Annotated in this window: 17 protein-coding genes and 2 pseudogenes; 5 read left to right on the top strand and 14 right to left on the bottom strand. The window is 39.7% G+C overall.

Annotation, left to right across the window (positions count from 1 at the left end; all coding sequences use genetic code 11):
- Nucleotides 1-13: 13 nt before the first annotated feature.
- From NSQ41_RS05935 to NSQ41_RS05900, 8 genes are all read right to left on the bottom strand, one after another.
- Nucleotides 14-1,300: a CapA family protein gene (locus tag NSQ41_RS05935; RefSeq protein WP_339211206.1), complete on the bottom strand. Its 1,287-nt coding sequence runs from the start codon at nt 1,298-1,300 to the stop codon at nt 14-16.
- A 15-nt stretch (nt 1,301-1,315) separates the two neighbouring features.
- Nucleotides 1,316-2,716: an allantoinase AllB gene (gene allB / locus NSQ41_RS05930; protein ID WP_339199332.1), complete on the bottom strand. Its 1,401-nt coding sequence runs from the start codon at nt 2,714-2,716 to the stop codon at nt 1,316-1,318.
- Between the two features lie 18 nt (nt 2,717-2,734).
- Nucleotides 2,735-3,658, bottom strand: a complete 924-nt coding sequence (locus tag NSQ41_RS05925) for a dihydroorotate dehydrogenase (RefSeq protein WP_339199330.1) — start codon at nt 3,656-3,658, stop codon at nt 2,735-2,737.
- Entirely contained in the window at nt 3,655-4,440 is a 786-nt protein-coding gene (locus tag NSQ41_RS05920; RefSeq protein ID WP_339199328.1) for a dihydroorotate dehydrogenase electron transfer subunit, read from the bottom strand. Before NSQ41_RS05920 ends, NSQ41_RS05925 begins: the two co-directional genes overlap by 4 nt.
- Nucleotides 4,422-5,690 carry a M20 family metallo-hydrolase gene (locus NSQ41_RS05915; protein ID WP_339199326.1) on the bottom strand — a complete coding sequence of 423 codons (1,269 nt, stop codon included), beginning with the start codon at nt 5,688-5,690 and terminating at the stop codon, nt 4,422-4,424. Before NSQ41_RS05915 ends, NSQ41_RS05920 begins: the two co-directional genes overlap by 19 nt.
- Nucleotides 5,691-5,782: 92 nt before the next feature.
- Nucleotides 5,783-6,556, bottom strand: coding sequence for an IclR family transcriptional regulator (locus NSQ41_RS05910; protein ID WP_339199323.1), 774 nt, complete (start codon nt 6,554-6,556; stop codon nt 5,783-5,785).
- Nucleotides 6,557-6,602: 46 nt separating this feature from the next.
- Nucleotides 6,603-7,856 carry an MFS transporter gene (locus tag NSQ41_RS05905; protein ID WP_339199321.1) on the bottom strand — a complete coding sequence of 418 codons (1,254 nt, stop codon included), beginning with the start codon at nt 7,854-7,856 and terminating at the stop codon, nt 6,603-6,605.
- Nucleotides 7,857-8,213: 357 nt separating this feature from the next.
- Nucleotides 8,214-8,954: a transposase gene (locus tag NSQ41_RS05900; RefSeq protein ID WP_339211204.1), complete on the bottom strand. Its 741-nt coding sequence runs from the start codon at nt 8,952-8,954 to the stop codon at nt 8,214-8,216.
- A gap of 265 nt (nt 8,955-9,219) precedes the next feature.
- On the opposite strand from NSQ41_RS05900, the gene NSQ41_RS05895 reads away from it, so the two are divergent.
- The 3 genes and pseudogenes from NSQ41_RS05895 (at nt 9,220) to bioA (ending at nt 11,869) form a co-directional block, all read left to right on the top strand.
- A complete protein-coding gene (locus NSQ41_RS05895; RefSeq protein WP_339199317.1) occupies nt 9,220-9,783 on the top strand; it encodes a biotin transporter BioY in 564 nt (187 codons plus the stop codon).
- Entirely contained in the window at nt 9,783-10,505 is a 723-nt protein-coding gene (gene bioD / locus NSQ41_RS05890) for a dethiobiotin synthase (RefSeq protein ID WP_339199315.1), read from the top strand. Before NSQ41_RS05895 ends, bioD begins: the two co-directional genes overlap by 1 nt.
- Nucleotides 10,495-11,869 (top strand): annotated as a pseudogene (gene bioA, locus NSQ41_RS05885) (adenosylmethionine--8-amino-7-oxononanoate transaminase). The gene bioD and the pseudogene bioA overlap by 11 nt, the downstream one beginning before the upstream one ends.
- A gap of 1,313 nt (nt 11,870-13,182) precedes the next feature.
- Here the strand turns inward: bioA and NSQ41_RS05880 are convergent.
- From NSQ41_RS05880 to NSQ41_RS05860, 5 genes are all read right to left on the bottom strand, one after another.
- Nucleotides 13,183-14,154, bottom strand: coding sequence for a carbohydrate kinase (locus tag NSQ41_RS05880; protein WP_339211202.1), 972 nt, complete (start codon nt 14,152-14,154; stop codon nt 13,183-13,185).
- Nucleotides 14,155-14,170: 16 nt separating this feature from the next.
- Complete coding sequence (locus NSQ41_RS05875; protein WP_339211200.1) at nt 14,171-15,652, bottom strand: sucrose-6-phosphate hydrolase; 1,482 nt, start codon at nt 15,650-15,652, stop codon at nt 14,171-14,173.
- Between the two features lie 145 nt (nt 15,653-15,797).
- Nucleotides 15,798-16,979: an IS701 family transposase gene (locus NSQ41_RS05870; RefSeq protein ID WP_339197155.1), complete on the bottom strand. Its 1,182-nt coding sequence runs from the start codon at nt 16,977-16,979 to the stop codon at nt 15,798-15,800.
- A 124-nt stretch (nt 16,980-17,103) separates the two neighbouring features.
- Nucleotides 17,104-18,546, bottom strand: coding sequence for a sucrose-specific PTS transporter subunit IIBC (locus tag NSQ41_RS05865; protein ID WP_339199307.1), 1,443 nt, complete (start codon nt 18,544-18,546; stop codon nt 17,104-17,106).
- A 96-nt stretch (nt 18,547-18,642) separates the two neighbouring features.
- A complete protein-coding gene (locus tag NSQ41_RS05860) occupies nt 18,643-19,641 on the bottom strand; it encodes a LacI family DNA-binding transcriptional regulator (protein WP_066249868.1) in 999 nt (332 codons plus the stop codon).
- A gap of 959 nt (nt 19,642-20,600) precedes the next feature.
- Here NSQ41_RS05860 and NSQ41_RS05855 point away from each other — a divergent pair.
- Both NSQ41_RS05855 and NSQ41_RS05850 read left to right on the top strand, forming a co-directional pair.
- A complete protein-coding gene (locus tag NSQ41_RS05855) occupies nt 20,601-22,109 on the top strand; it encodes a hypothetical protein (protein ID WP_339199291.1) in 1,509 nt (502 codons plus the stop codon).
- Between the two features lie 12 nt (nt 22,110-22,121).
- Nucleotides 22,122-22,655: a hypothetical protein gene (locus NSQ41_RS05850; protein ID WP_066249858.1), complete on the top strand. Its 534-nt coding sequence runs from the start codon at nt 22,122-22,124 to the stop codon at nt 22,653-22,655.
- Nucleotides 22,656-22,833: 178 nt separating this feature from the next.
- On the opposite strand, the pseudogene NSQ41_RS05845 reads toward NSQ41_RS05850, so the two are convergent.
- Nucleotides 22,834-23,995 (bottom strand): annotated as a pseudogene (locus tag NSQ41_RS05845) (IS3 family transposase).
- Nucleotides 23,996-24,052 lie beyond the last annotated feature (57 nt).

The raw sequence follows: 24,052 nt of genomic DNA, 5'->3' as shown, positions 1-24,052 counted from the left end.
ATTACAAAAACATTTAATTTAACATTACTTTGGCTGTTCCATCTTTAATGTCAAATTTGGTTCCATATTGTTTCGATAATATTTCCAACCTTTTCAATATTTCGATATTATCCGATAATTTAGGCCAGCCTCTTCGATATCGTTTTAATCCATATCCTAATTCTATTGGATAAAAAGTTAAACTTGTAAGAGCACCTTCCTTCATTTCCCAAAAGGCAACCACAGATTCCCATACTGCCTTATTAACCCCAAGACCTTTTATATTATTGTTGCTTCGTTTATCAAGTGCATCCGCCACAGTAGCCGTCAATGGTAAATCATATTGTTCATAGAAATCGCTAGGCAATTTCTGCACAGAATCGTTTTGAAAAATAAAATTCCCTAAACTGTAAAAAATCGGTCTGTTTTTATAAATTTCTACGCCTCTAAGAATATGGGGGCCATGGCCAATCACTGCATGAGCACCTTCATCGATACAATGACGGGCAAAGGCTTCCAGAAAATCAGGCGCCTGATCTTTGCGATCCTTATTCATTTCATGGCAATGAATACTAATGATGACGTAATCAGCCTGGCGCTTTCCTTCGTGAATGGCTTTTGTTATTCTCTTTAAATCCTTTTCATAGGGAACTCTAACCATTCCTTCTTTGTCGCCTATGCAAAATGTATATTCCCCAAATTTAAACTGATCATTTTCAGCAGAAAACCCCTCTTTAATTGCCAGATCATTTTCCGCATTCATTCCCGTAACATCAGCAATTTCCCTGAGAACCTTCATATGTTCCGGTTTTACATAATACGTAGTCTTGTAGCGAAGCGGATTGACCCCAGGACGTCCTTTCATATCAGAGCGTTGTTCACCAGCCCGCCAAAAATCATGGAACGTGGAAGTGGCTCCAATTATAGCTACTCTTCCTGACTCGCAGTCTAAATATTTAGGGGAACTTGCAGCAGCCAAATTTTCTCCTGCACCTGCATGTACGATATTAGATGCATTCAAATATCGTTCCGTTGCACTCAAACCGCCGTATAAATAATCAAGCGTATGGTTATTGGCCCATGTCATACAATTAAATGTATACTTTTTTAAGTCATCCAGCCGTTCCGGATCGGCCATAGCCCACGTACCACCGCTTAGCGCAGAAGGATACCCTTCGTTATGGTGAAGGGTAACTTCTAAATTTGTAAAACGAAATTCCGCTCTCCCAATCAATTCAGCAAGATGACGATCATAGTCTTTCTTAGACAACCTTCTTGTTAAAAAACTGTCTCCTGTCGCAACAAAACTCATACCTGTCATTCGCCAATCTCCTTATCAGTTTGATGCATTTGGTGCAATGAATTTTCCTGTTGGCGGGCCAATTATTTCGCCATCCCTCATAACAATCGTACCTCCTACAATTGTCTGTTCGGGAACCCCTTTCACTTTAAACCCATCAAAAGCGGTAACTTTACTCTTGCTATGGAGCTCATTGCGTTTAATTGTATGTTCTTTATTCATGTCAACAATCGTGATATCCGCATCGGCGCCTATACGAATAACACCTTTATTAGGATATAAATTAAATAATTTTGCCGGCCCTTCCGAAAGAAGGTGGACAATATCATGGATTGAAATTTTTCCTTCGTTGACTGCATTTAACATTAGCGGAGCCATTGTTTCAACTCCACACATACCTGCCGGGATTGACCATAAATCTCCTGCTTTTTCTTCTTCAGTGTGTGGAGCGTGATCAGAACAAACATGAGAAATGGTCCCATCTTGCAACGCATCCCAAAGGGCTTCTTGGTCTTTTTTATATTTAATCGGAGGATAAACTTTCATCTGTGGCCCTATATGATCATAATCTTCTGCTGATAAAAACAAATAATGCGGGCATGTTTCTGCGGTAATTGGATAGCCTTCTTTTTGCGCCTGGCGAACTAATTCTATCCCTTCGGCAGTACTAACATGCAATATATGGAGTCGCGCCCCGGTTTTTTTTGCCATAGCTATCCCCGATTGTATTGTCAATTCTTCGGCAAGACTGGGTCTGCCTTCGAGCAGATCCATGTAAGTGCGTCCATTCCGATCCTCAACTTTTTGTGTCAGCCGCTGGATGAGATCATGATTTTCCGCATGAATCGCAAATATTTGCCCGGTTTTTGCCACTTCCTGAAACATTTCATATATTTCACCGTCTGCAAATGGCGGGATTACATCTTTCATCCCCGGTTTATAGTTATATATCAATTGGAATGTTTCCGAATGTACAGCATATCCCCAGAAAAATTTAAAACCAATGACACCAGCATGGTGAAGCTTTTCGTATTCTTTCATATTTAAATGCCCAAGACAAATTCCCCAAACGCCAAAGTTAACAAAAGCTTTACTTTTCAAATTTGCAACCTGTTTCCGAAAATTTTCCACATTATTTACCGGCGGATTCGTATTTGGCATTTCAAAAACAGTCGTAACACCTCCGGCTGCGGCAGCTTGAGTAGAATGGTAAAAATCCTCTTTATAGGTAGCACCGGGATCCCTCGAATGCACATGGGTATCAATAAAACCAGGAAATACAAATTTTCCGTTTGCATCCACGACTTCCCCTACATCGCTCCGCAATTCATCGTTTGTGATAGCGGCAATTTTTCCATTTTTTATATAAATATTGCCTTTATAAGCATCTTCTGGGGTCACAATCGTTCCATTTTTTATTAGTAAATCGAACTCCATTGATTCCATCACCCCTTGTTATTGATTTATTACTACTTGTCCGATGATTTCACGAATATCTTTTATTTGATATTGCTCCATATATGATTCAATTTCTTTCAATATTCTGATCATCGCATCAGGTTGAATGAAATTTGCCGTTCCGACTTGAACAGCAGTTGCCCCAGCTAACATCATTTCAATGGCATCTTCTCCTGACATAACTCCGCCACATCCAATAATCGGAATGTGAACGACTTGGGAAACTTGATAAATTAGTCTGACAATGATCGGTTTCGTTGCGGGTCCAGACAGCCCGCCCATAATGTTCCCAATCTTCGGCTTTCTCGTATGAACATCAATGGACATCGCCAAAAAAGTGTTAGCGACATTTAAACAATCGCTCCCAGCTTCTTCAGCCGCTACAGCTATTTCTTGTATGTTTGTTACATTGGGCGTAAGCTTTGTAATGATTGGTTTTTCCGTTACAGCACGAACCTTCTTTACAAGGTTAAACGTGATGTCTGCATCCATACCGAATGCAAGGCCGTTTCCTTTTAAATTAGGGCAGGAAATATTTAATTCTATTGCATCCACATCATTGCTTTTTGTTACAATTTCAGCCAGTTTGGCAAATTCATCAATGGAATCAGCTGATAAGCTGGAAATGAGGGGTGAGTCATATTTTGAATAAGAAGGGACGGAGTTTTCCAAATAATACTCTATCCCTTTACTTGGGATCCCAATGGAGTTTATCATTCCAGCCGGTGTTTCACACACGCGTGGAGCTGAATTTCCAGCACGCGGAAACATCGTAATGCTTTTAAGAACAATCGCACCTAAGCGATTAAAATCAATCACCTTTTCCATCTCAGGGCCGAATGTACCTGAAGCTGGCATAACCGGATTTTTCAAAACTAATCCACCAATATCTACACTCATATTCACTGCCGCATTTTTCATTGTAGGATCACCTGTTCTAAAGGAAATACAGGACCGTCAACACAAACTCGGGCACTTTTCGCTTCATGGCCATCATGTATATGACAAAGACATGCAAAACAAACTCCCATTGCACATCCCATATTTTCTTCGAGAGCAATTTCTCCCCACAATCCTTCCCTTTTTCCGATACTTTGCATTAATCGAGCTAATCTTTTTGAACCGCATGTATAAAGAGCATGAATGTCATTTTCAATAAGAAGTTGATTGATTAATTCCTTAACGTTGTGCAAATCGCTTGTTCCTTCTTCATCAGTCACTTTATACACTTGAACGCCAAAACTGGTTAAATAATCAGCAGCCAAGAGATCATTTCGGCATCTGGCGCTTAGTATTGCAATGACTTTTTTGTTTTTGCCGACAGCTTTATAAGCTAATGCCGCCAATGTCGCAATGCCAACACCTCTGGCAAGAAGGAGGATATTGGAATCGGATTCTTTTAAATGAAATCCGGTTCCAAGCGGGCCAAATATATCAATTTTTTCTCCAGCCTTCAGCTCAGTCATTTTCTTTGTTCCCAAACCTTTTACTAAATAAAGAAATTCAAGAGTATTGCGATCCGAATCGATTCGGTATACACTAAACGGCCGTCTCAGGAATGGATAGATACTATTACTGCAAAGAAAATGAAAGAACTGGCCGGGTTCCACATTCTCTTTTATATCACTTGCATCAACAATCATATGCCAATAGCGTTCACTTACTTTTTCATTTGAGAGGATTCTCACTTGGTGCGACTCCATACTGAATCTCCTTTCTTGCTTAAAGTTATCGCGCTGGTTAAGACCGCTTGCTCTAAAAGTGCTATTCCAGCTGCAATATCCTCTTGTTTCGTGTATTCATCAGGATGATGGCTCAAACCATCGACTGACGGGACAAAAATTAAGGCAGTAGGCCAGCGTTTTGCCATATTCATTGAGTCATGGCCAGCTCCACTTGCCATAAACATATAACTCAATCCTTGCTCCTCGCAGATTGAAGCAATCGTTTTAGCGATGCCTTGATCCATCATGACCGGTTCTTCTTCAATCATCCAATCTATCTTGATCACAACTCCCCGCTTGTTCTGCAGGAATGCTATCTCTTCTTGAATTTTTTTGAAAACCCGATTACGAGATTCAATGTCAGTACTTCGAATGTCAATCTTTAATTCCGCTAATCCCGGAATCACATTCATGGCGCAAGGATGAACATCCAACACTCCCACCGTTGCCACTGTTTCAAAATCGCTTTCAGCAAATGCCGCTTCTTCCACAGCTAAAGATAATTCGGCAGCAGCCAATAAAGCGTCTTTGCGATGCCCCATCGCCGTTGTCCCGGAATGGGAACTTTTCCCTTCAATACTTACGGCTAATCGCAATGGAGCTGCAATGCCAGTAACAATTCCTATTCTTTTTCCGCTTTCGATTAGCTTGGCGCCTTGTTCGATATGAAGTTCAAAAAACGCCTTTAATTCTCTTTCTGTTCTTTCCGCCATATGGTAGTTTTCGAGGTGTAAATTTTGCTTTTGAAATGCATGTGCTAAGGAAATGCCATCATGATCTTTCAACTGTTTAAGGGTTTCGAGGTTTAAGCTGCCGATCATCGCTTTGCTGCCTAATGTTGAAAAATTAAATCGGGATGATTCTTCACAAGCAAAACATATCAATTCAATTGGATGAAGCGTCGTGATCCCTTGTTCCACAATGCTCCTAACAATTTCAAGTCCTGCAACAACACCCAGCACACCGTCAAACTTGCCCCCATTGTAAACAGTATCTAAGTGGGAACCAACAGCTACAGCAGGCAATGTATGATCCAATCCTTCATAACGGGCGATCATATTGCCAACCGGGTCGACGCTTATTTTCATCCCTAAATTCCGACATTGCTCCAATAAATAGAATTTGGCCTGTTGTTCTTCATCTGAATAAGCTAATCTTGATATACCGCAATCCGTCTTTCCAAACTCGTTGATTTTTTCTAATGTTTGCATAACCCTGGAAATTTTCAAAAAACCACCTCATATCTGTCCCCCAATGTTTCAGATAATTCCATTGTTTTTCCCACCCCTCTTTTCCTACTTGTTTTTGCTATTCTTTTTCTCTAGATCCGATTGGAACTTAATAGATTCATAGATATTAAATGCTCGCTTGCCTGTTCGGAAATGTTTTTCAGTTCCTTGATGAATTGCATTCGGTTTTCTTGAATATATTGGCATTCCCCGACCAAGCTAAGACTTATGGCCGTTTTATGATTTTCATGAAAAAGCGGTACGGACATAGCATAAACACCTACTTCCAATTCTTGATTGCAAAAAGCAATACCGTCCTGGCGAATTTCGGATAATTCCCTTTTTATCAATTCAATATCCTGCTTTGTGTATTCGGTGTACTTCATTAAATCTTCTTTTTGCAGAAGGCCATCTACTAAATTAGGAGGCTGGTAAGCCAGTATTGCTTTTGCCGCTGACGTACAGTGCAGCGGCATTCTCTGGCCGAGATGGACAAAATATTTATGGCGTACATCTGATGGTTGATGTGTATAGGTACAATAGACTTGATTGGATTGGAATCTGCAAATATAAGAATATAGGTTGGTTTTATTGCCAATTTCATTGCAATACTGAGTTAACAAGCCTGTTGGATCTTGGTTGCGAAGAAATTCGCTACCCCATAACATTGATTTTGGCCCCAGCATATATCGTTTCGTAACAGCGTCCTGGGTAAGCAGTTTATGTTCAACCATGTTTTTTAACATCCGATGAAGAGTTCCCTTACTTATAAGGGTTTGCTTGGATAATTCCGTTATACCAATACCTTCTACCGATTTTTCACTGATTATGTCCATGACCGATATCATTCGATCTAACCATTCCATAAACATTAACCCCTTTTTACTAAATAAATAACGGAAACCGATCCGACTACTTCAATTCTGTTCCTTTCGTTTCAGGGATTAAAAAGATAAAACTTAACGCTGAGATTATATACGTAAGAGAAATTAGCCCTAAAGCAAAGCTTAAGGAGTAATTTAATGACAGATAACCGATAATCCATGGCGCAAATCCGGCAAATCCCCGGCCGATGTTAAAAATGACATTTTCAGCTGTCGATCTTGCTTCGGTTGAATAATGTTCGGCAAGCAGAGCGCCATATCCGCCCATCATGCCGTTTACAAAAAATCCGAGCACTCCTCCCAAGAGCAGAAGAATCGTTGTAGAAGTTTGATGAAAATAAATCCAAACAATTGTCGCAGCTGAAAATAAATAAATGATATAGGACGGTCTGCGCCCGATTTTATCTGCCAAAATGCCAAATGTAATAATGCCGATAATCATGCCAATAATAGTGACTACTGTCCAAACGGTCGTTTTGTTAAAAGAGTAACCCATTTCAGTAGCGAGCATGGTCGGCATCCAGGTCATGATTCCATAAAAACCAAAGTTCTGAACAGTCGTCGCGATGATAAGGCCAATCGTAGTTTTTGTTTGTTTAGCAGAAGAAAAAAGTTGTCCAATCGCAATTTTATTTTTATTTTCCTTTTTTAAAACCTTCCAAATTTCCGGTTCTTCTAGATTTTTACGAGACCAGAATGCTAACAATGAAGGCAATACCCCTGCCAAAAAGACACCTTGCCAACCAAATTCAGGTGCGATAAATAACACGGCTAGTGTAGCCAGAACGGTTCCAAACTGAAAACCGACTGCAACAATCGATGTTGCTCTTGAACGATATTTTTTATGCCAGCTCTCGCTGACAATGGTCATGCCAATACCGAACTCTCCGCCAAGACCAAGCCCGGCCATAAAACGGAAAAATGCAAAGGCCTGCTCGTTAGGCGCAACAGCACAAAGACCAGTGAAAACCGAAAAAATTAAGATAGTCCATGAAAAAACCTTAACTCGGCCAAACTTATCTGCCAAAGTGCCGAAAAAGATCCCCCCCAGTACCGATCCGAGCAGAGTGATGGTAGAGAGAGCGCCGCCTTCAGCTTGATTCAGCCCATAGAAGGCCATGATCAGAGGCAATGTATATGCAAGGATCATCATATCCAGTCCGTCCATTGCATAGCCAATTGTGGATGCCCACAATGTTTTCCACTGATACTTTGTAATCTTAGGTTTGCTCTCTATACCTATTTGTTCCGATAAATTTTTGTTCATTTCCAATTGTTCCATCACATTCCCTCCTCACAATTTGAACCTCTTTATTTCATTACTCATTTTGTTCCGCTAAGAGGAACATCGTTCTATTTTAGAGTAAAAAATAATAGGTCTTGAATATGTAAATTAATATACTCTCTTGTTAATTTTTTTGTAATATTAATGTAATAAAATCTTACATACTTTTTTAACATTGCGAAGAGAAAGGGCAGTATCGGCAAGTTGGAAGGAATCAAGCTGACGAAGGAGCTACTCTAGATTGAGTATCAATCTCGCTAACTTATTACCGGAATTGTGTGAACATCACAGAATATGGTGATGAGACAAAATTATTAGGTTAAAAAAGATTTTGAAATTAGATTTTCTTCTGTTTTATAGGGGTGCTACACTAAGAAAGGGACTGTCCGATAAGTCCCTAAAATGAAGCAAGTGGAGAAAAACAATTCGTTTCTCTCCACTTGCTTTTATATTTTTTCGATTTTTATCTGAAAGTAGCTGGCGGATGCCGGCTACTTTCAGGAAGTTGTGGGCTAATGCCACAATCCCAAACTCAACATGTACCTTGTCGAGGCCCCGCAAAGAAAATCTGCGGAACGACCGATTGCCCTTGATGTGACCGAACACACTTTCTGCCTCGACTTTGCGTCGAGCGTAGATGGCGGCTTTCTCTTCACATTCAAGGGCTGTTTTGGCCTTTGCTTTCATTTCTTCGAAGATGGGATTCCAGTGAACTTGACGATTTCCCTTCGCTTTTGTGCATTTCGCTTTCAATGGGCAATCGGTACAATCTTCACATTCGCATATTTTGAAGCTTTGTTCATAGCCAGATGGATTCTTTTTGTTTTGGTATTTTTTAAACGTTACTCTCCTTCCATTCGGGCAAATAAAACAATCATCCTCTTCACAATAGGTCCAGTTTTTGGCATTTTTAATGTCTTTTTTGTATGTACGTGTTTGTTCTTTTACATAGCTCCCATAAGGAATTAAAAACTCAAAACGGGGCTCTTTCTCATCACCAACTGCATATACATAGTTTTCTTCACTACCGCAATAACTGTTTGGGGCATCGGTAATGAAGTGGAGGCTAGCTTCTCCATATGTGGGATAAAGCAACGTGTTTGATCGGTGACTTGATTAATCTTCTTGTTTGAGATAGAATTCATGTATAGTCCTCCTTGGTATCCAAATTAGGGGTCAATTCATCCGATTGACACCCCCGAATCATACCAAGAGGGCTTTTTTTATTCAAGTCCCCGAAAAAACTTCTAACAGGAATGCTCCTTCTTCTTTAATATGTTAACCAAATAAAATTCTAGGTTGACATTTCTATCATTCTTCTTGCATAATAAATAACAAATATTGTATTAGGAGGAAAAGCATGAAAATCAAATCGATGGTGTTAATTGCTCTTTTTGCGGCGTTAACGGCGATCGGTGGGTTTATTAAAATCCCTATTCCATATGTCCCATTTACGCTGCAAATTGTATCTGTTTATTTAGCTGGGTGTTTGTTAGGCCCAAAACTCGGAATGTTAAGCCAGCTTGTTTACGTTTTGATTGGACTGGCAGGTGCGCCTGTTTTTGCGGAAGGAGGAGGTCCAAGTTACATTTTTAAACCTACATTTGGTTATTTACTAGGTTTTGTGTTAGGAGCATACGTCAATGGCTGGTTGATTAAGAGATTGCAATTGGTAAAAACATTTTCTATTTTCCTCGCTAATTTCGCCTGCCTTCTTGTAGTGTATCTTCTTGGCTGTCTTTGGTTATATGCAGCAATGAAATTTATTTTCGATAAGTCGTTAACGATTGCTCAAACATTATTATTTGGTTTTGTGATTCCTATACCGGGAGATATTTTCTTATGTATCCTATGTTCCATCATCGCAGCGCAGATTCTTCCACGGACGAACTTTTTGATTCATAAACAAGGAGTTGCATCTTAATGGGAAAAGCGATTTTTATCACAGGGACCGGAACAGAAATTGGCAAAACGATTGTCACTTCCATTCTATTTCTGGTATTGAAAGAAATGGGAGTGAAAACAAAAATATTTAAACCCATTCAAACAGGTGTAGTAGAAGAGAGCGATTCTTTTGCCGATCAATATTGGTATGAAGAAGTGATTGGAGAAGAAAAAGGCTCTACGGGGATGTATTATATGGAGCCTGCTGTTTCCCCTCATTTAGCTTCAGAGATCACAAATACTACGATTCTGCCAAATGAAATAAAAAATAAAATTTTAGAATTAAAAAATCAATACGATGTTGTTCTAGTAGAAGGAGCAGGCGGACTCGCGGTTCCGCTCATTGAACATTCTAATGGATTTTATATGACAAAAGATTTAATTCAAGAATGTGAATTGCCAACAATTCTCGTGTCTCTGGCTGGATTAGGGGCTATACACCATACACTCACAACTGTAAATTATGCCGAAAAGCACGACATTAAAATCCTCGGGCTTATATTTAACCATTTTGACCAATACAATATGATTCATGTTGATAATGTACGGACTATACATAAGATGTTGAATCTTCCAATTATCACTAAATTGCCAACAATGGACTCGTTGTCTAAAGACAGTCTTACTCAATTAGCCAAAACATTGATATCCAAGCAAGAACTTAAGAATGTATTGTCAGGGGGATTAGAAATTGAAGTATAGCTACGAACAGTTAGAACAACTTGATAAACAATATGTATGGCATCCTTTTACCCAAATGAAGTCTTATATCGAAGAAAAGCCGCTCATCATTGAAAGAGGAAAGGGAAGCTACCTTTATGATGTCGAAGGAAAAAAAATATTTAGACGGTTATGCATCTTTATGGGTAAATGTTCACGGACACAGTGATCCTGAAATAAACGAAGTGCTTTATGAACAAATTGAAAAAATCTCTCATTCTACGCTTTTAGGGTCCGCGAATGTTCCTTCCATTTTGTTAGCAAAAAAACTAGTGGAAATTTGGGGAGGAAATTTATCAAAAGTATTTTATTCCGATACAGGGGCTGCTGCCGTTGAAATTGCATTGAAGATGGCATACCAGTACTGGCAAAACATTGACCCTGTCCGCTACAAGGATAAAAACAAATTTATCTCATTAAAAGAAGCTTATCACGGGGATACCATTGGTGCTGTAAGTGTTGGCGGAATGGATTTATTCCATCGAATCTTTAGGCCGCTATTGTTTGAACGAATTGAAGTACCTTCCCCATATGTATATAGGATGGACGAATATGGCGATGAAAAGGAAATTGTGAATTATTGTTTAACAAGGCTTGAGGAAACGCTTGAACAGCATCATTCAGAAGTCGCGGGTATGATTGTCGAACCGCTCGTTCAAGGAGCGGCAGGTATCATTGTACATCCGAAAGGGTTTTTAAAAGGCGTTGAAAAGCTTTGCCGCAAATACAATATTTTGCTTATTTGCGATGAAGTGGCTGTTGGATTCGGCAGAACCGGAACATTATTTGCCTGCGAACAAGAAGATGTCCAGCCTGATATTGTTTGCTTAGCCAAAGGCATCACAGGAGGATATTTACCGCTTGCGGCAACATTGACAACAGAAGAAATTTATTCTGCATTTTTAGGAGATGTTCATGAAAATAAAACATTTTTCCATGGTCATACATATACGGGAAATCAATTATCTTGTTCTGTTGCGTTAAAAAATATTGAGTTGATCGAAAAGAGAAACTTAGTTTCGGATGTCCAACGAAAAGCTCATGCGTTGGCAGGTAAATTGCAAAAGCTTTATGAACTGCCGATCGTCGGTGATATTCGTCAAAAAGGACTCATGATTGGCATCGAAATCGTCAAGGATAAGAAAACAAAAGAAATATTCGACCGCTCGAAGCAGATTGAGCATAAAATTATTTTAGAAGCTAGAAAGCGCGGGCTCATTATCCGACCATTAGGTCCTGTCATCACGTTTATCCCTGTTTTGGCGATGACCGATGATGAGCTAAAGACCGCTGTTGATATTATTTTTGATTCGATTGCGGAAATGGTAAGCATCAAGCAGTTTTAAGATGAAGGTACTTTATCGTTGCAAGGGGATGTCTCATGTTTTGAGACATCCCCTACTTACAATTAGTCAAGAGTTTTTAGTAAAACTATTTGTTTCAGTGGATTTATTTAGGGGTTGTCCAGAAAGTCAAAATCCACTGAAAACGAAACATCATAAGCATTGATATATCAACGTTTCTAAAACATTAAAGGGGCGTCTATAAGACGGAAAATCGACTTATTAGAAGCCCCTAACTAAATAATTTTACGCATGCCAAATAGCCCCCACGATTTTTGCTTTTTTTCCTACACAATTACGAAGTTGCTGATTCGATTTCGTAATTGTAGGCGATTATGTAATATTTCCCCCTCATAAACACAAATCTGAGCAGAATTATAAATAACCATATAGCTCTTTCCCCTAGTAACATCAATGGCAATGACACTTTGCATAAACATTCCTCCTCTATTATTTGTAGAAGCCTTCATATAACCTTAATGATTCCCTTTTCTTATCCACGATCTCATGGATCCAACATATTAAATCTGATTCTTATAAGATCCGTGAAGTAGGCCAGTTTTTTCATTGCGAACCTATCGTTCTTTAGGCTGTCACGACCTTTTCTCCACTTCTACTAAAAATCGAGTAGGAGGGAGCGATTAACTCCCGTCCTCTCACACCACCGTACGTACGGTTCCGTATACGGCGGTTCAATTAAGATAATTGACGCAAGTCTTTATAACTTCCGTGAATAGCTGTTCTCTTTATGCCAGTGGTCACTCCACCCTCCAAGAGATCTCCCACGGGATTCACCGCTTCCTCCCTCAAGTGAGGTACTACGTTTTCTGTGTTCATCATGACTCACTGAATGCCAAGGGCTATTCTCTCTTAATTGTTCGGTCCTTCTTAGTTGTTCTAGACCAACTAATACTATGACCTCTGCTGACTTCTGACGGTTCAGCTACTTATCACTAAGTAGGTTATGAAGCGTACTTCACATATCCGCCAGACCTCCCCGGGTAAGAGTGTAATCTTTCCTTCCATCCATCTGCTTCATTTACTCTGTATCACCTTCGGCAGAAAGGGCTTTGTTTTGTTGTGCAAACTCACCCAGTGATACCTAGCCTCATATGAAGTTCGTGTTCCGAGAGACCCAAAGTTTGCCGCTCGCTTCCTTCAGATTCCGCGTCACCACGGACACCCTTGCGTTAAGCTAACTGCTACTTCTGCCTTCGCAGCTCGGGACTTTCACCCTATAGATTACACCCATGCCGGGCGCACAAATAGCAGCACAGACCTTGACCGTGGTCTGTGCTGCTAATCTTAATATGTTTTTATTTACATGAAATGAAGTTAAGGATTTCTTCTTTTGTCGGTAAGGATGAAATGGCACCTTTTCCTGTTGTTGTGATCGCACCGCTTGCATTGGCAAAGGTGAGGATTTCTTGATGGTGTTCATTTAATACATCTATTAAGTTATCATGGTTTACTTCTTTTTCGAGTAGTTTATATAAAAAGCCACCGATAAAGGCATCTCCTGCACCTGTAGTATCCTGAACCTCAACTTTGAAACCAGTTGATTCATATTTGGCATTCTTCGTGTAAAGGTCGGCTCCATTAGCTCCTTTTGTGTAAATAACGGCTTTTACATCACCTGTGAATAAGTTTTCAATCGCCTCTTTTTCATTAGAGATTCCTGTGATAAACGCTAATTCTTCATCGGAAATTTTGATGATATGTGCTTTCGGAATAAATTCTAAAATCGTTTGTCGACAATCCTCTGCACTGTTCCATAGTGGAAGGCGAACGTTGGGATCAAAGCTAATGATTCCCCCATTTTCTTTAACAAGTCGAATTGCTTTTTCATGGGCTTTTTTCATTGGGCTTTCGACTAGATCGACGGAGCAAAAATGTAAAATATCTCCTTTAGCAAACCAACTTTCTTCAATTTCATCTTCTGAAAGCAAAAGATCTGCAGAAGGATTGCGATAGAAGGAAAAATCACGTTCACCATCATCGAGCAGTGAAACAAATGCTAATCCTGTATTCGCTTCATTTGTTCGCTTTATTTTATCTGTTTTCACACCGATTTTTTGTAACTCTTCAATTAAAAAGTCACTAAAGGCATCCATTCCAAGCTTTGTGATTATTGCAGATTCTGCTCCAAATCTCGCAACAGCTGCTGCAACGTTTGCTGGGGCTCCCCCAGGTGCACGTTTAAAAGATTGAACATCCTTTAATGCTTTGCCTTTTTGCATTGGAAGAAAATCAATTAACACTTCACCAATTGAAAATAAGCGCCCCATTGTCTACACCTCCCTTTTAATTCATAGTGGATAAGTTATATTTCGTTGTGTCTAATGTAACTTTTCCGTTTCGTGCAAAGAAGCGAATATCTGTGCTTTCAAGTCTTGGAAAAATTCGGCTCGTAAATACTTCAACGCCGTCATTGATAAAAATTTCGACAGAAGACGTATCAACAAACAGATGAAGCTTTAACGTATCCCCTTCAACGCTGCACGTTCTTGTTGTTCCATATTCTTTAGCTGGAACCTCCCCTGAATGGGTACGGTCTAAGGTCACCTTTTGTTCCTTTCTGTTATAGGAGATGACCGTTTTTTCATCTTTACATGACCGGAATTCAATCCCGACTTCATCTGCTTCCATGTTCGTAAATTCACAAATAAGTTCATACGTCGTCCCATTGAATCCTTCATACATTTTTTTCTCATCATCGAGAATATCTTTCACATTTACCGAATCTTGTCGCAATGCTTCTAGTTCTTTTACAGGACACTGAATAAGCTTTCCATTTTGAACGGTCAACTCTCTCGGTAATGTTAAACAATGAGCCCACCCATCCTTATCAGTTGGATACTCGATTTCGGGAAGACCCATCCACCCGACTAAAAGGCGACGTCCCTTATGGTCAATTGTCGTTTGTGGTGCATAAAAGTCAAATCCACGGTCTAACTCAACAAACTCACTGTGTTCAAAAACTTTAGTCTTTAAATCTAGTGTGTTCCCTAAAAGATAACCAGATTGATAGATATTTTGAAATTGATCTCCCTTTGGCTCTAACCCTTGTGGTGAGAAGATCAGCACACCTTTTCCATCTAGTTCAAAATAATCGGGGCATTCCCACATAAATCCAAATTCCTTTAAGTTTGTTTGAACCTCACCTTCAAATGTCCAATTTTTTAAATCAGGTGATGAATAAAGAACAATACAACCTGTTTTGTTTTCCCTCTGTGCCCCGATAACAGCATAAAATGTGTCATTTTCCTTCCAAACTTTCGGATCGCGATAATGATCGGTATAACCTTTTGGAACTTCTTTAATAACCGGCTCTTGTAATTTTTCAATACGTCCATTTTCATTCATTACCGCTAAGCATTGATATGGATGACGAACCCAATTTTCATCTCTTGTATTTCCTGTATACATTAAATGGAGCTTACCGTCATGACAAATAGCACTACCTGAATAAGCTCCGTGAGAATCAAAATAATCGTTCGGCTTAATACCAATTCCGACATTTTGCCAATTGACAAGATCTTTTGATTTTGTGTGATACCAATATTTTAATCCATGAACAGGACCTAGCGGAAACCATTGATAAAACAAGTGATATTCTCCGTTAAAATAAGAAAAACCATTTGGATCATTTAAAAGTCCCGTTACTGGTTGAATATGAAATTTCTGACGCCAAATGCTTTTGTTGACTTTTTCTTTTAATGCATTCAATTCTTCTTTTGTCGCTTCTTCGATTCGGCGATACCGTTGTTTTCTCGTCCATTCCATCTTTAAACCTCAAACTCCTTCACGATGTAAACACAGGGCCTGACCTCTTTTTAAGGATCAGACCCCAATATTTAATTTATTAACTGTAGATGAGCAATTTTCATAACAATAATTACCATACCAAAAGAGACAAACAGGGTACCCCTTATGCCACATGGAGCTGTTTTTTGACAACATCAATGGGAATATCTTGCTTCGCTGCATGGTAAATGAACTCGACGAGACTATGCCCTTTCTTCGTTCGGAGAAGATCAAGCCCAGTAGAGAAATCCCGGTTGGACTCGACCATACTGTACACATAAGCGAGTTGCACCAAGATCCAATACCGTTTCACCGCCCGACGATGACGAACACGGTACCCATCGAGCTTCAGCTGGTCTTTCGCTTGTCGAAAAAAGCATTCGATCGACCAACGTTGGGCATAGTAGCGCAAGATCTCTTCATCGCTTAGCTCCCGGTCGGTGCTCAAGACGCAGTGAAGATGTTCGGGTGTCATCGGCTGATCGGCTTTCCAAGCCAACAACACAACGGCATCATCGAGACCTTTCAGCGATCCCTCGTAGCGATACACGCGATAACGCTCTTCTCCCACCGTGACGAGATGGGTGTCGTTCGGTTCGATATAGCGGGCAAACTGTTTGGCTTGGATGGCGATGCCTTTCGGATAGAGAATCCGGTTCGTTTTGAGCATCGCGATGACGTGAAATCCTTTTTTCAGACAGGCTTCCACGAGCGCTTGCGATGGATACCACGAATCCATCAGCACATAAACGGGACGGCGTACATCCAAAGAAGAAAGCATCTCGATCGCGAGTTCCCCCTTGCTTTTCCCAGCCGCCTTGTCGTAGAGGCGGAACGCAAAGGGAAAAGCCTGGGTCATCGTATGAACCATGAGCCAAACAAGAGAATGTCCCCAGATCGACTTTTTCTCTGTGTGAGAATAGTGCCAATCACACCCTTGAATGGCGTGCGTTGCCCGTGACGAAGGCTTGATTTTTTGGCAAATCGTATCATCGATCGAAACAAAAAGGGGTTGATTTTTCTGTTTGGCGATCCGTTCGACACGATGAAGCATCCATTGCTGGAGTTTGCCAAGCAGCGTCTCTTCATCCCAAGGGCTTTTCGTGAAAAAATGGCTGAGTGTCGTTCGATGATTGGGGTGAAAGCTCCAATGATGAAGATCGGTCAACGTTCCAGAAAAGCCTTTCGTGATCATCGCATCCACGATATGAACGAGATGCTTCATGACAGGTTTTGAAAAATAAAGTGCCAACCCCAACATCGTGAAAAACTTGTGGATTCCTTGATGATGTGCTAATCTATTCATGAGACATGAACCTCCTTGTGTGAATGGTTTGTTGGCACATCTATTCTAACCAAGGAATCGGGTTCATGTCTCCTTTTTTGTTTCGATGTAAATTTATGTTAGTGATTTTGCTCATCTACTGTTATTAAGATGCTTTTTCTGCTGCTTGTTCTTTTTTCGCTGCACGTTTCGCTAAAATGATGGTTGTTACGAATGCAACGATGAATGAAATAACCATTCCAATTACGTATGGAGCTATGGAATCTGGACGAATTGAAATAATACCTGGTAAACCGGCTGCTCCAAGCGCAACAGCTTTTACTTTAAAGATCGTAATAAATGCGGCTGATACAGCTGCACCTGTAATAGCACCAATAAATGGATAACGTAGCTTCAAGTTAACACCAAACATAGAAGGCTCTGTAATTCCTAAAAGAGCCGAAATACCAGCTGCGGATGCAATACCTTTAATTTTCTTATCATTAATAATCATAAAAACAGCTAATGTTGCTGCACCTTGAGCTACGTTTGACATAGCTGCAACAGGGAAAATAAACGAACCACCTGTTTTAGCAAATTCTGCTAACAATTGTGTTTCAACTGCAATAAAGCTATGATGCATACCTGTAATAACGATTGGGGCATAAACTAAACCGAATAACGCACCACCAATGAGTCCCGTAGTATCATATAACCAAACAAGTCCGTCTGTTAATAAGTTACCTGCAGAACGAGTAATCGGTCCTACTGCTGTAAACGTTAAAATGCCTGTAATAAAAATCGTTAATAATGGCGTTAATAAGTTATCAAGTGCAGACGGAATATATTTGCGTAAGAATTGTTCTGTTTTCGCTAAAATAAAGGATGATGCTAATACAGGTAATACGGTCCCTTGATAACCGACTTTTTCAATTTCAAATCCGAAAATACTCCAAACTGGAATTTCACCGTTCGCTAAGGCGCTACCATAACCCCAACCATTTAATAAATCAGGGTGAACCATTAACATACCTAAAGTAGCTCCTAAGTACGGGTTACCACCAAAGCGCTGTGTAGCGGAGAAACCAATTAAAATTGGTAAAAAGACAAATGCCGCATTGGCAAATGTATTAATAAGTGCTGCTAAGTCCGCTATTTCTGGATAAGCATCAATGAGGGACTTACCTTCAATAAATAGATCCTTTGCCGTTAATACGTTATTAATTCCCATTAAAAGACCGCCAGCAACAATGGCAGGAATAATCGGAACGAAAATATCAGAAAGTAGCTTCACTAAACGTTGAATTGGATTTAATTTTTTCGCTCCAGCATCTTTCACATCTTTTGTAGACATTTCTTGAAGTCCAGTTAATTTGGTCAATTCTTGATAAACTTTGTTAACTGTACCTGACCCTAAAATAATTTGGAACTGTCCACCCGTTGAAAAAGTTCCTTTTACATCGTCCATTTTGTCAAGCGCTTCTTGATTTATTTTACTTTCATCATTTAAAACTAGACGTAAACGTGTCGCACAGTGAGCTGCAGCAGAAATATTATCTTTTCCACCAAGAGCTTCTAAAATTTCTTTTGCGATTTGATCGTATTTCATAGCTTCCTCCCCCATTTATTCAGTGGAACCGGTTCCATTTTTTGCGATTTAGGAACCGGTTCCAAACTTTATGAAATGGAACCGGTTCCAGTATGATTATAAGTCATTAGGAATGATGCTGTCAACGCTTTCTCGTTCAATAATTTCATATTTTGATAATGTTCTTTTTGGAACTGACTCCTCATTGACAAGCTTTACAATGTTTTGCGCTGCCATCTTTCCAGCCTCTTTAAAAAACAGTTTTACTGTTGTTAGCCCTGGGTGAATAATTTCCGTCACATCATATCCTCCAAAACCTGTAATAGAAACATCCTTTGGAATGCTCAATCCTTTTAATTGTGCTGCCCTTAAAGCACCGAGAGCAATATTATCCGTTGCACACACAATGCAAGTTGGCTGAAATCCTTCTAGCATTTCTGTTACTCTTTGTTGAGCAGCAAACATATTAAAACCTGTTTCAAAATAACGAACCTCACATCCTTCCGCTTCTGCTATTGCCCTTTTAAATCCTTCCTTTCTTCTTACTCCAACTGCTACATCCTTTTCGGTAACACCTAAGTAAGCAATTTTTCGATGCCCTTTCTCTAATACATATTTTCCAATTGCATAGCCTGCTTCCAAATCATTATGAATCAGACTATGTACATCAGGATGTTCTTGACCAACAAGAAGAATCGGGATGTTCACCTTTTCAAATGCCTCTAAATGTACTTGTGTAATTTGAGTAGCAAGTAAAATAATTCCCGCAACTTTTTGACTAGCCAAGCTATAAATCGTTTCAATTTCACGTTCAATTTGCTGATTCGTATTGGATATTAATAATTGAAAATTCAACTCTTTTAATTGTTCATCAATCCCAATTAAAGTATGCGATGCTGCATAGGAATCTAATCGCGGAACAATCGTTCCAATAAAATATGTTTTCTTAGCCTTTAAACTTTGTGCAAAAGGATTAGGTGTATATCCTGTTTCTTTAATGGCAAGTTCAATTTTTCTTTTTGTTGCTTCACTAACAGATCCACCATTTAAGTAGCGAGATACAGTGCTTTTGGAAACTCCCGAAATTTTTGCTATATCTGCAATAGTTTTATTCATTCCTAGTCCACCTCAAAAATGAGTTCTCTTTTTTTTATTATAATATTAAACCCATTTTTAATGCATGGGGTAACAAAATAAGCATTCGAGATTTAAAATCCTTGTGTTCCGAATAATAAAGCACTCGGTCATTCACCGATTGCTGCAAATTTGATAGGTTACTTCTAGGATCGATTGATTCCTCCACTTTTGCTGGGGATTTAAATCACTTCTGGGATCTTTCCCATCACTTTGGCTAGGGATTCAATCACTTTTAAGCACTTTCCCATCACTTTGGCTAGGGATTCAATCACTTTTAAACGCCATTCCATTACTTTCCCCTAACATTTTTACGCACCTTTCCATCACTTTGGCGGGTGATTCAATAATCAATCTTTTGTTTCCACTACTCGATCGACTCTCAACTTTTGAACATTAAATAGGTCAATGCCCTTATCTCAAGGATTTATGACTTTTCATCTCGATGATTCCGACTGGGTTCGAACCAGTGACCTCCACCCTGTCAAGGTGTAGTAGTAGGATAAATCATAGTCTAATAGAATGCAAAAAATTTATTTTTATCTTAAACAAAAAATACGCCAACAAACATATTATAAAACCAAAAAATCGACGACAAGCTGCCGTCAAGATTACCTGCAAAACAGAATCATTTATCCCCCTTCAAATTTTAAGGGGGATTTTTATTTTAAGACAATATGATTGGTCTCTATTACCTAAATAAGAAAATAATCTAGAAACCTCTTGGTAGTTTTTTCTTAAAATTCCCTTTTTTCATTTCTATTTACTAAAAATTCCTTTATCTGTCTTATAATGAAACAAAAAGCTTTTCCACTTGATGGAATCCATTTCGTTTCAATCGGAGGCATGGATACAGTGAATGTCAACTATATACCTTAGAATGGGAAAGGACCAAGAAAGGCATTGGCGATCTGATCGGCCTTGGCGCATGGGGAAAAGGCATGATCGACAACTTAAAAGATATCAGCGATCTTTTGGAAGACGCCCAGTCAGACATAGCCAAATATGACAGCGATGGTGTCATCTCTTTCACCCATACCGATCGCAAAAGCCAATATCAAAGCTTATATGAGGATTTTCTTGTCATGCACCGCTTTAGCGGCCGCATCGGAGATATTGTCGACCGCACCATCGATGAGCCGTTTTATCAAGATATCGATGCTTTTGTCGAAGCGATGCGCGACTTATCGATATCAAAGATCAAGACGAAAAACCACATCGGTGTTAAAGAAATAATCGTCGTTCCAGGAACTTATGGCTCACAGGAGACGATCGAAGTGCCGAAAGCGGAAGTTGGACTGGAAGATCTGTTCAGCGGCAGCAACTACTATGCCAGGCTAATGGAACGGGAATACGCCTCATGGAAAGAACTGAACACCCGCCATGACTTTTCGAAAAAAGAATATATACAGACGACATTGAATTCCCATGCTTTTCAGTATGAATCGATCAAAGAAGGACAGTTGAATAAAGAATTCTGGGGGCAAATAGCGGCGCTCGTCGTGATTGTCGGCGTCTCATTTATTTGTCCGCCGGCAGGGATGGCATTGGGCATGGCCTATGGTACACTGGAATTAAGCTCGGCCGTTTCCGGAAAAGACTGGATTTCAGGGAGGGAACTGGGAACAGGCGAAAGAGTATTCCGCGGTGCCCTCGCCCCATTGGATATCGTCCCTGGCATCAGCGCGCTTTCGAAATTCAGCAGTGCCGCCCGGTTCGCACCTCTTCTAGAAGCAATGGATCCCAAGCTATTTACAAGCTTGAAAGCTGGATTGCACCAGAAATCACAACGTGCCTGCGACCTGGTTGTCCATGCGGAAAACAGCATATTGGCCCGCATCAGGAGTGCCAAGGCATGGACGAAAGAAATGACGCAGCATTTAAAAACCGGTGCAAAAAAAGGTTCGTTGCAAGTCGGTCGGTTCGTAGACAACGCCGCAACAAACTTAAGACACCTCCTGCCAAGCCGGCAAATGGGATTGGCCATAGAAGGGGTTGGGAATGTTAAGGTTCCGCCCGAAAACACCAAAGGATTGGAGAATAAAGTTCGAGCTTATCTAAGTGAGAAGACGGGGGTAAATTTAGGCGGAAGTAAAGCAGGCAACGATGGCGTTGAACTTGGCACTAAGGGTACGGGTAAAACTGTTAAGCTACCAAGCCAAGGGACGGTGGATGCAGGCGTTCCGGGAGCACCAAAAGTAGATGCTGGTAAGCAAGGAAAGCATGTTTTAGGTCATCCTAATAGTATGCCTGGTAAGAAAACTCAATGGCCAGAAGGAGAAGATGGAGTTAAATTGACTCAAGAAGCATGGGTAAAGGGAACTGTAGTTAAGCCAGATGGTAGTGTTAAAATTTATGACTTTCACAAACCAATTGGGGTGAATGGAGAAACTAGAGTAAAAGTTCATATGGATAAAAAAGGAAACATCCATGGTTACCCAGTAAAATAACGGAGGTATATCATGAAACAAAATGTATTAAATACAATTGAACAATTATATCACCATGGTGATTTTGGATATGTTTTATTGAATTATGTCGATACTAATGTTTGGGCTAATAAAATCACTCATGAAATAAAAGGAATAAACGTTGAGAATTTAACAGATTTTAATTATTCAAAATGTTTCACATTATATATTATGCCTTCGATCCATCCTAAGATAAAAATTGGTACGGATGAATTTAGAGCATATATCAGAGAACACACTTATTTAAACGGATTATTGGTTTATATTTCGGCAATTGCTCCATTCGCAGCAATAAAATATGTTAGGTATGAATATGTTGATGGAGAGATTGAAATGCAAGAACAATACCAGCCATTCGATGAAGAAACAGAACGAATCGGCAAAGATATTTTGAAATTATTAGAGAATGAGGGGATAGAAGTTCTTGAAAAAAGCTTATTAGAAATAGAAGTACCTAATATTTCGTTAGAACTTAGAGAGGAAAAGGTAACAGTATTTCATTGCCTATTTGAAGATAGTTATTAAAAAGAAATTATACTTGGATTGGCATTAAGCAAGAGACTTTAATGGTTGTAGATTATTTGAACAACGAAGACAATGAGAGCATTAGTTTTGGAGTTTTTAAAAGATAAAGTAAATTTTAAACTCTATGTGGTGTTATGTCAAGAAAACGGACACGTTAAACAGAGAGAAATAGCTGAATTTAGGCAGCTACTTTTCTCTGGTTAGCGTAATATGCAGCTTCAAATTCACATGGCGATACATAGCCAAGGGCTGAATGACTTCTTTTGCGGTTGTAGAAGCATTCGATGTACTCAAAAATGGCTTGTTTCGCTTCTTTTCGCGTACGGAATCGATTCAGATAAATGCACTCTTTCTTGATGAGGCTATGAAATGACTCTATACAAGCGTTATCGTAACAGTTCCCACGTCTCGACATGCTCACTTGAAAATGATGTTCCTGTAAAAGTCGCTGATAGTCATTCGAAGCATACTGGCTTCCACGATCCGAATGATGAATCACTCGTCCCGTTGGTTTTTCGCTGTTTAGAGCCCGTTGTAACGCTTTGATGACTAACTCTTTCGTCATTCGTGTATCGATATACCATCCTACAATCTTACGAGTATATAAATCCATGATACTCGCTAAATACAACCAGCCTTCGTCGGTAGGAATGTACGTAATATCTGCCATCCATATTTCATTAGGAGCCGTTGCTTGGAAGTTCTGTTTCAATAGATTGGCATATACGTTGTAAGGATGGTTACTGTTCGTAGTGGCTTTGAATTTACGGACGGTAATGGATCTCAAGCCTTCTTCGCTCATGATGCGAGCGACATTCTTTTGAGAAACACGAATCCCTTGTTTGCGTAGTTCTTGCGTAATTTTTGGGCTTCCGTAAATCTTACGGGACTTTAGATACTCATTTCGAATTTGTTGAGTGAGTTGTTCTTTTCGTTCTTTCTGTTTACTTTTCACACGCTTGAGCCAGTCGTAATACCCACTTCTTGAAACACCGAAAACTTGGCACATCTTCACAACAAGAAATTCATTATGGTGTTGAAAAATGAAGGCGTAAATTACTTCTGGTGAAGATGCCTAACGCCTTTTTTAGGATCGCTAATTCCTCCTCCAACTCTTGATTGCGACGGCGTAACTCGATGATTTCTTGATTTTGTGGCTTGATGTTGCCTGAACCTACAAAGCTTGTTCCATTGCTTTCTTTGTATTCTTTGACCCAACGATGAAGAGTGTTGTAAGCCAAACCTAGTTCTTTTGCCACTTGGGCGATGGACTTGTCCCCCTCCAAGCATAACTCAACAGCTTGAATCTTGTATTCTTGATCAAATGTTCTCTTTTTCATGATTGAACACCTCGAACCTATTGTAATTAAGTTTATTATAATCTCCCTGTTCTCCGT

This window comes from Aeribacillus sp. FSL K6-8210 (assembly GCF_037963925.1).
Classification (GTDB): domain Bacteria; phylum Bacillota; class Bacilli; order Bacillales; family Aeribacillaceae; genus Aeribacillus; species Aeribacillus composti.
Note: the sequence above shows the minus strand (reverse complement) of the source record. Positions and strands in the feature narration are given on the sequence as shown.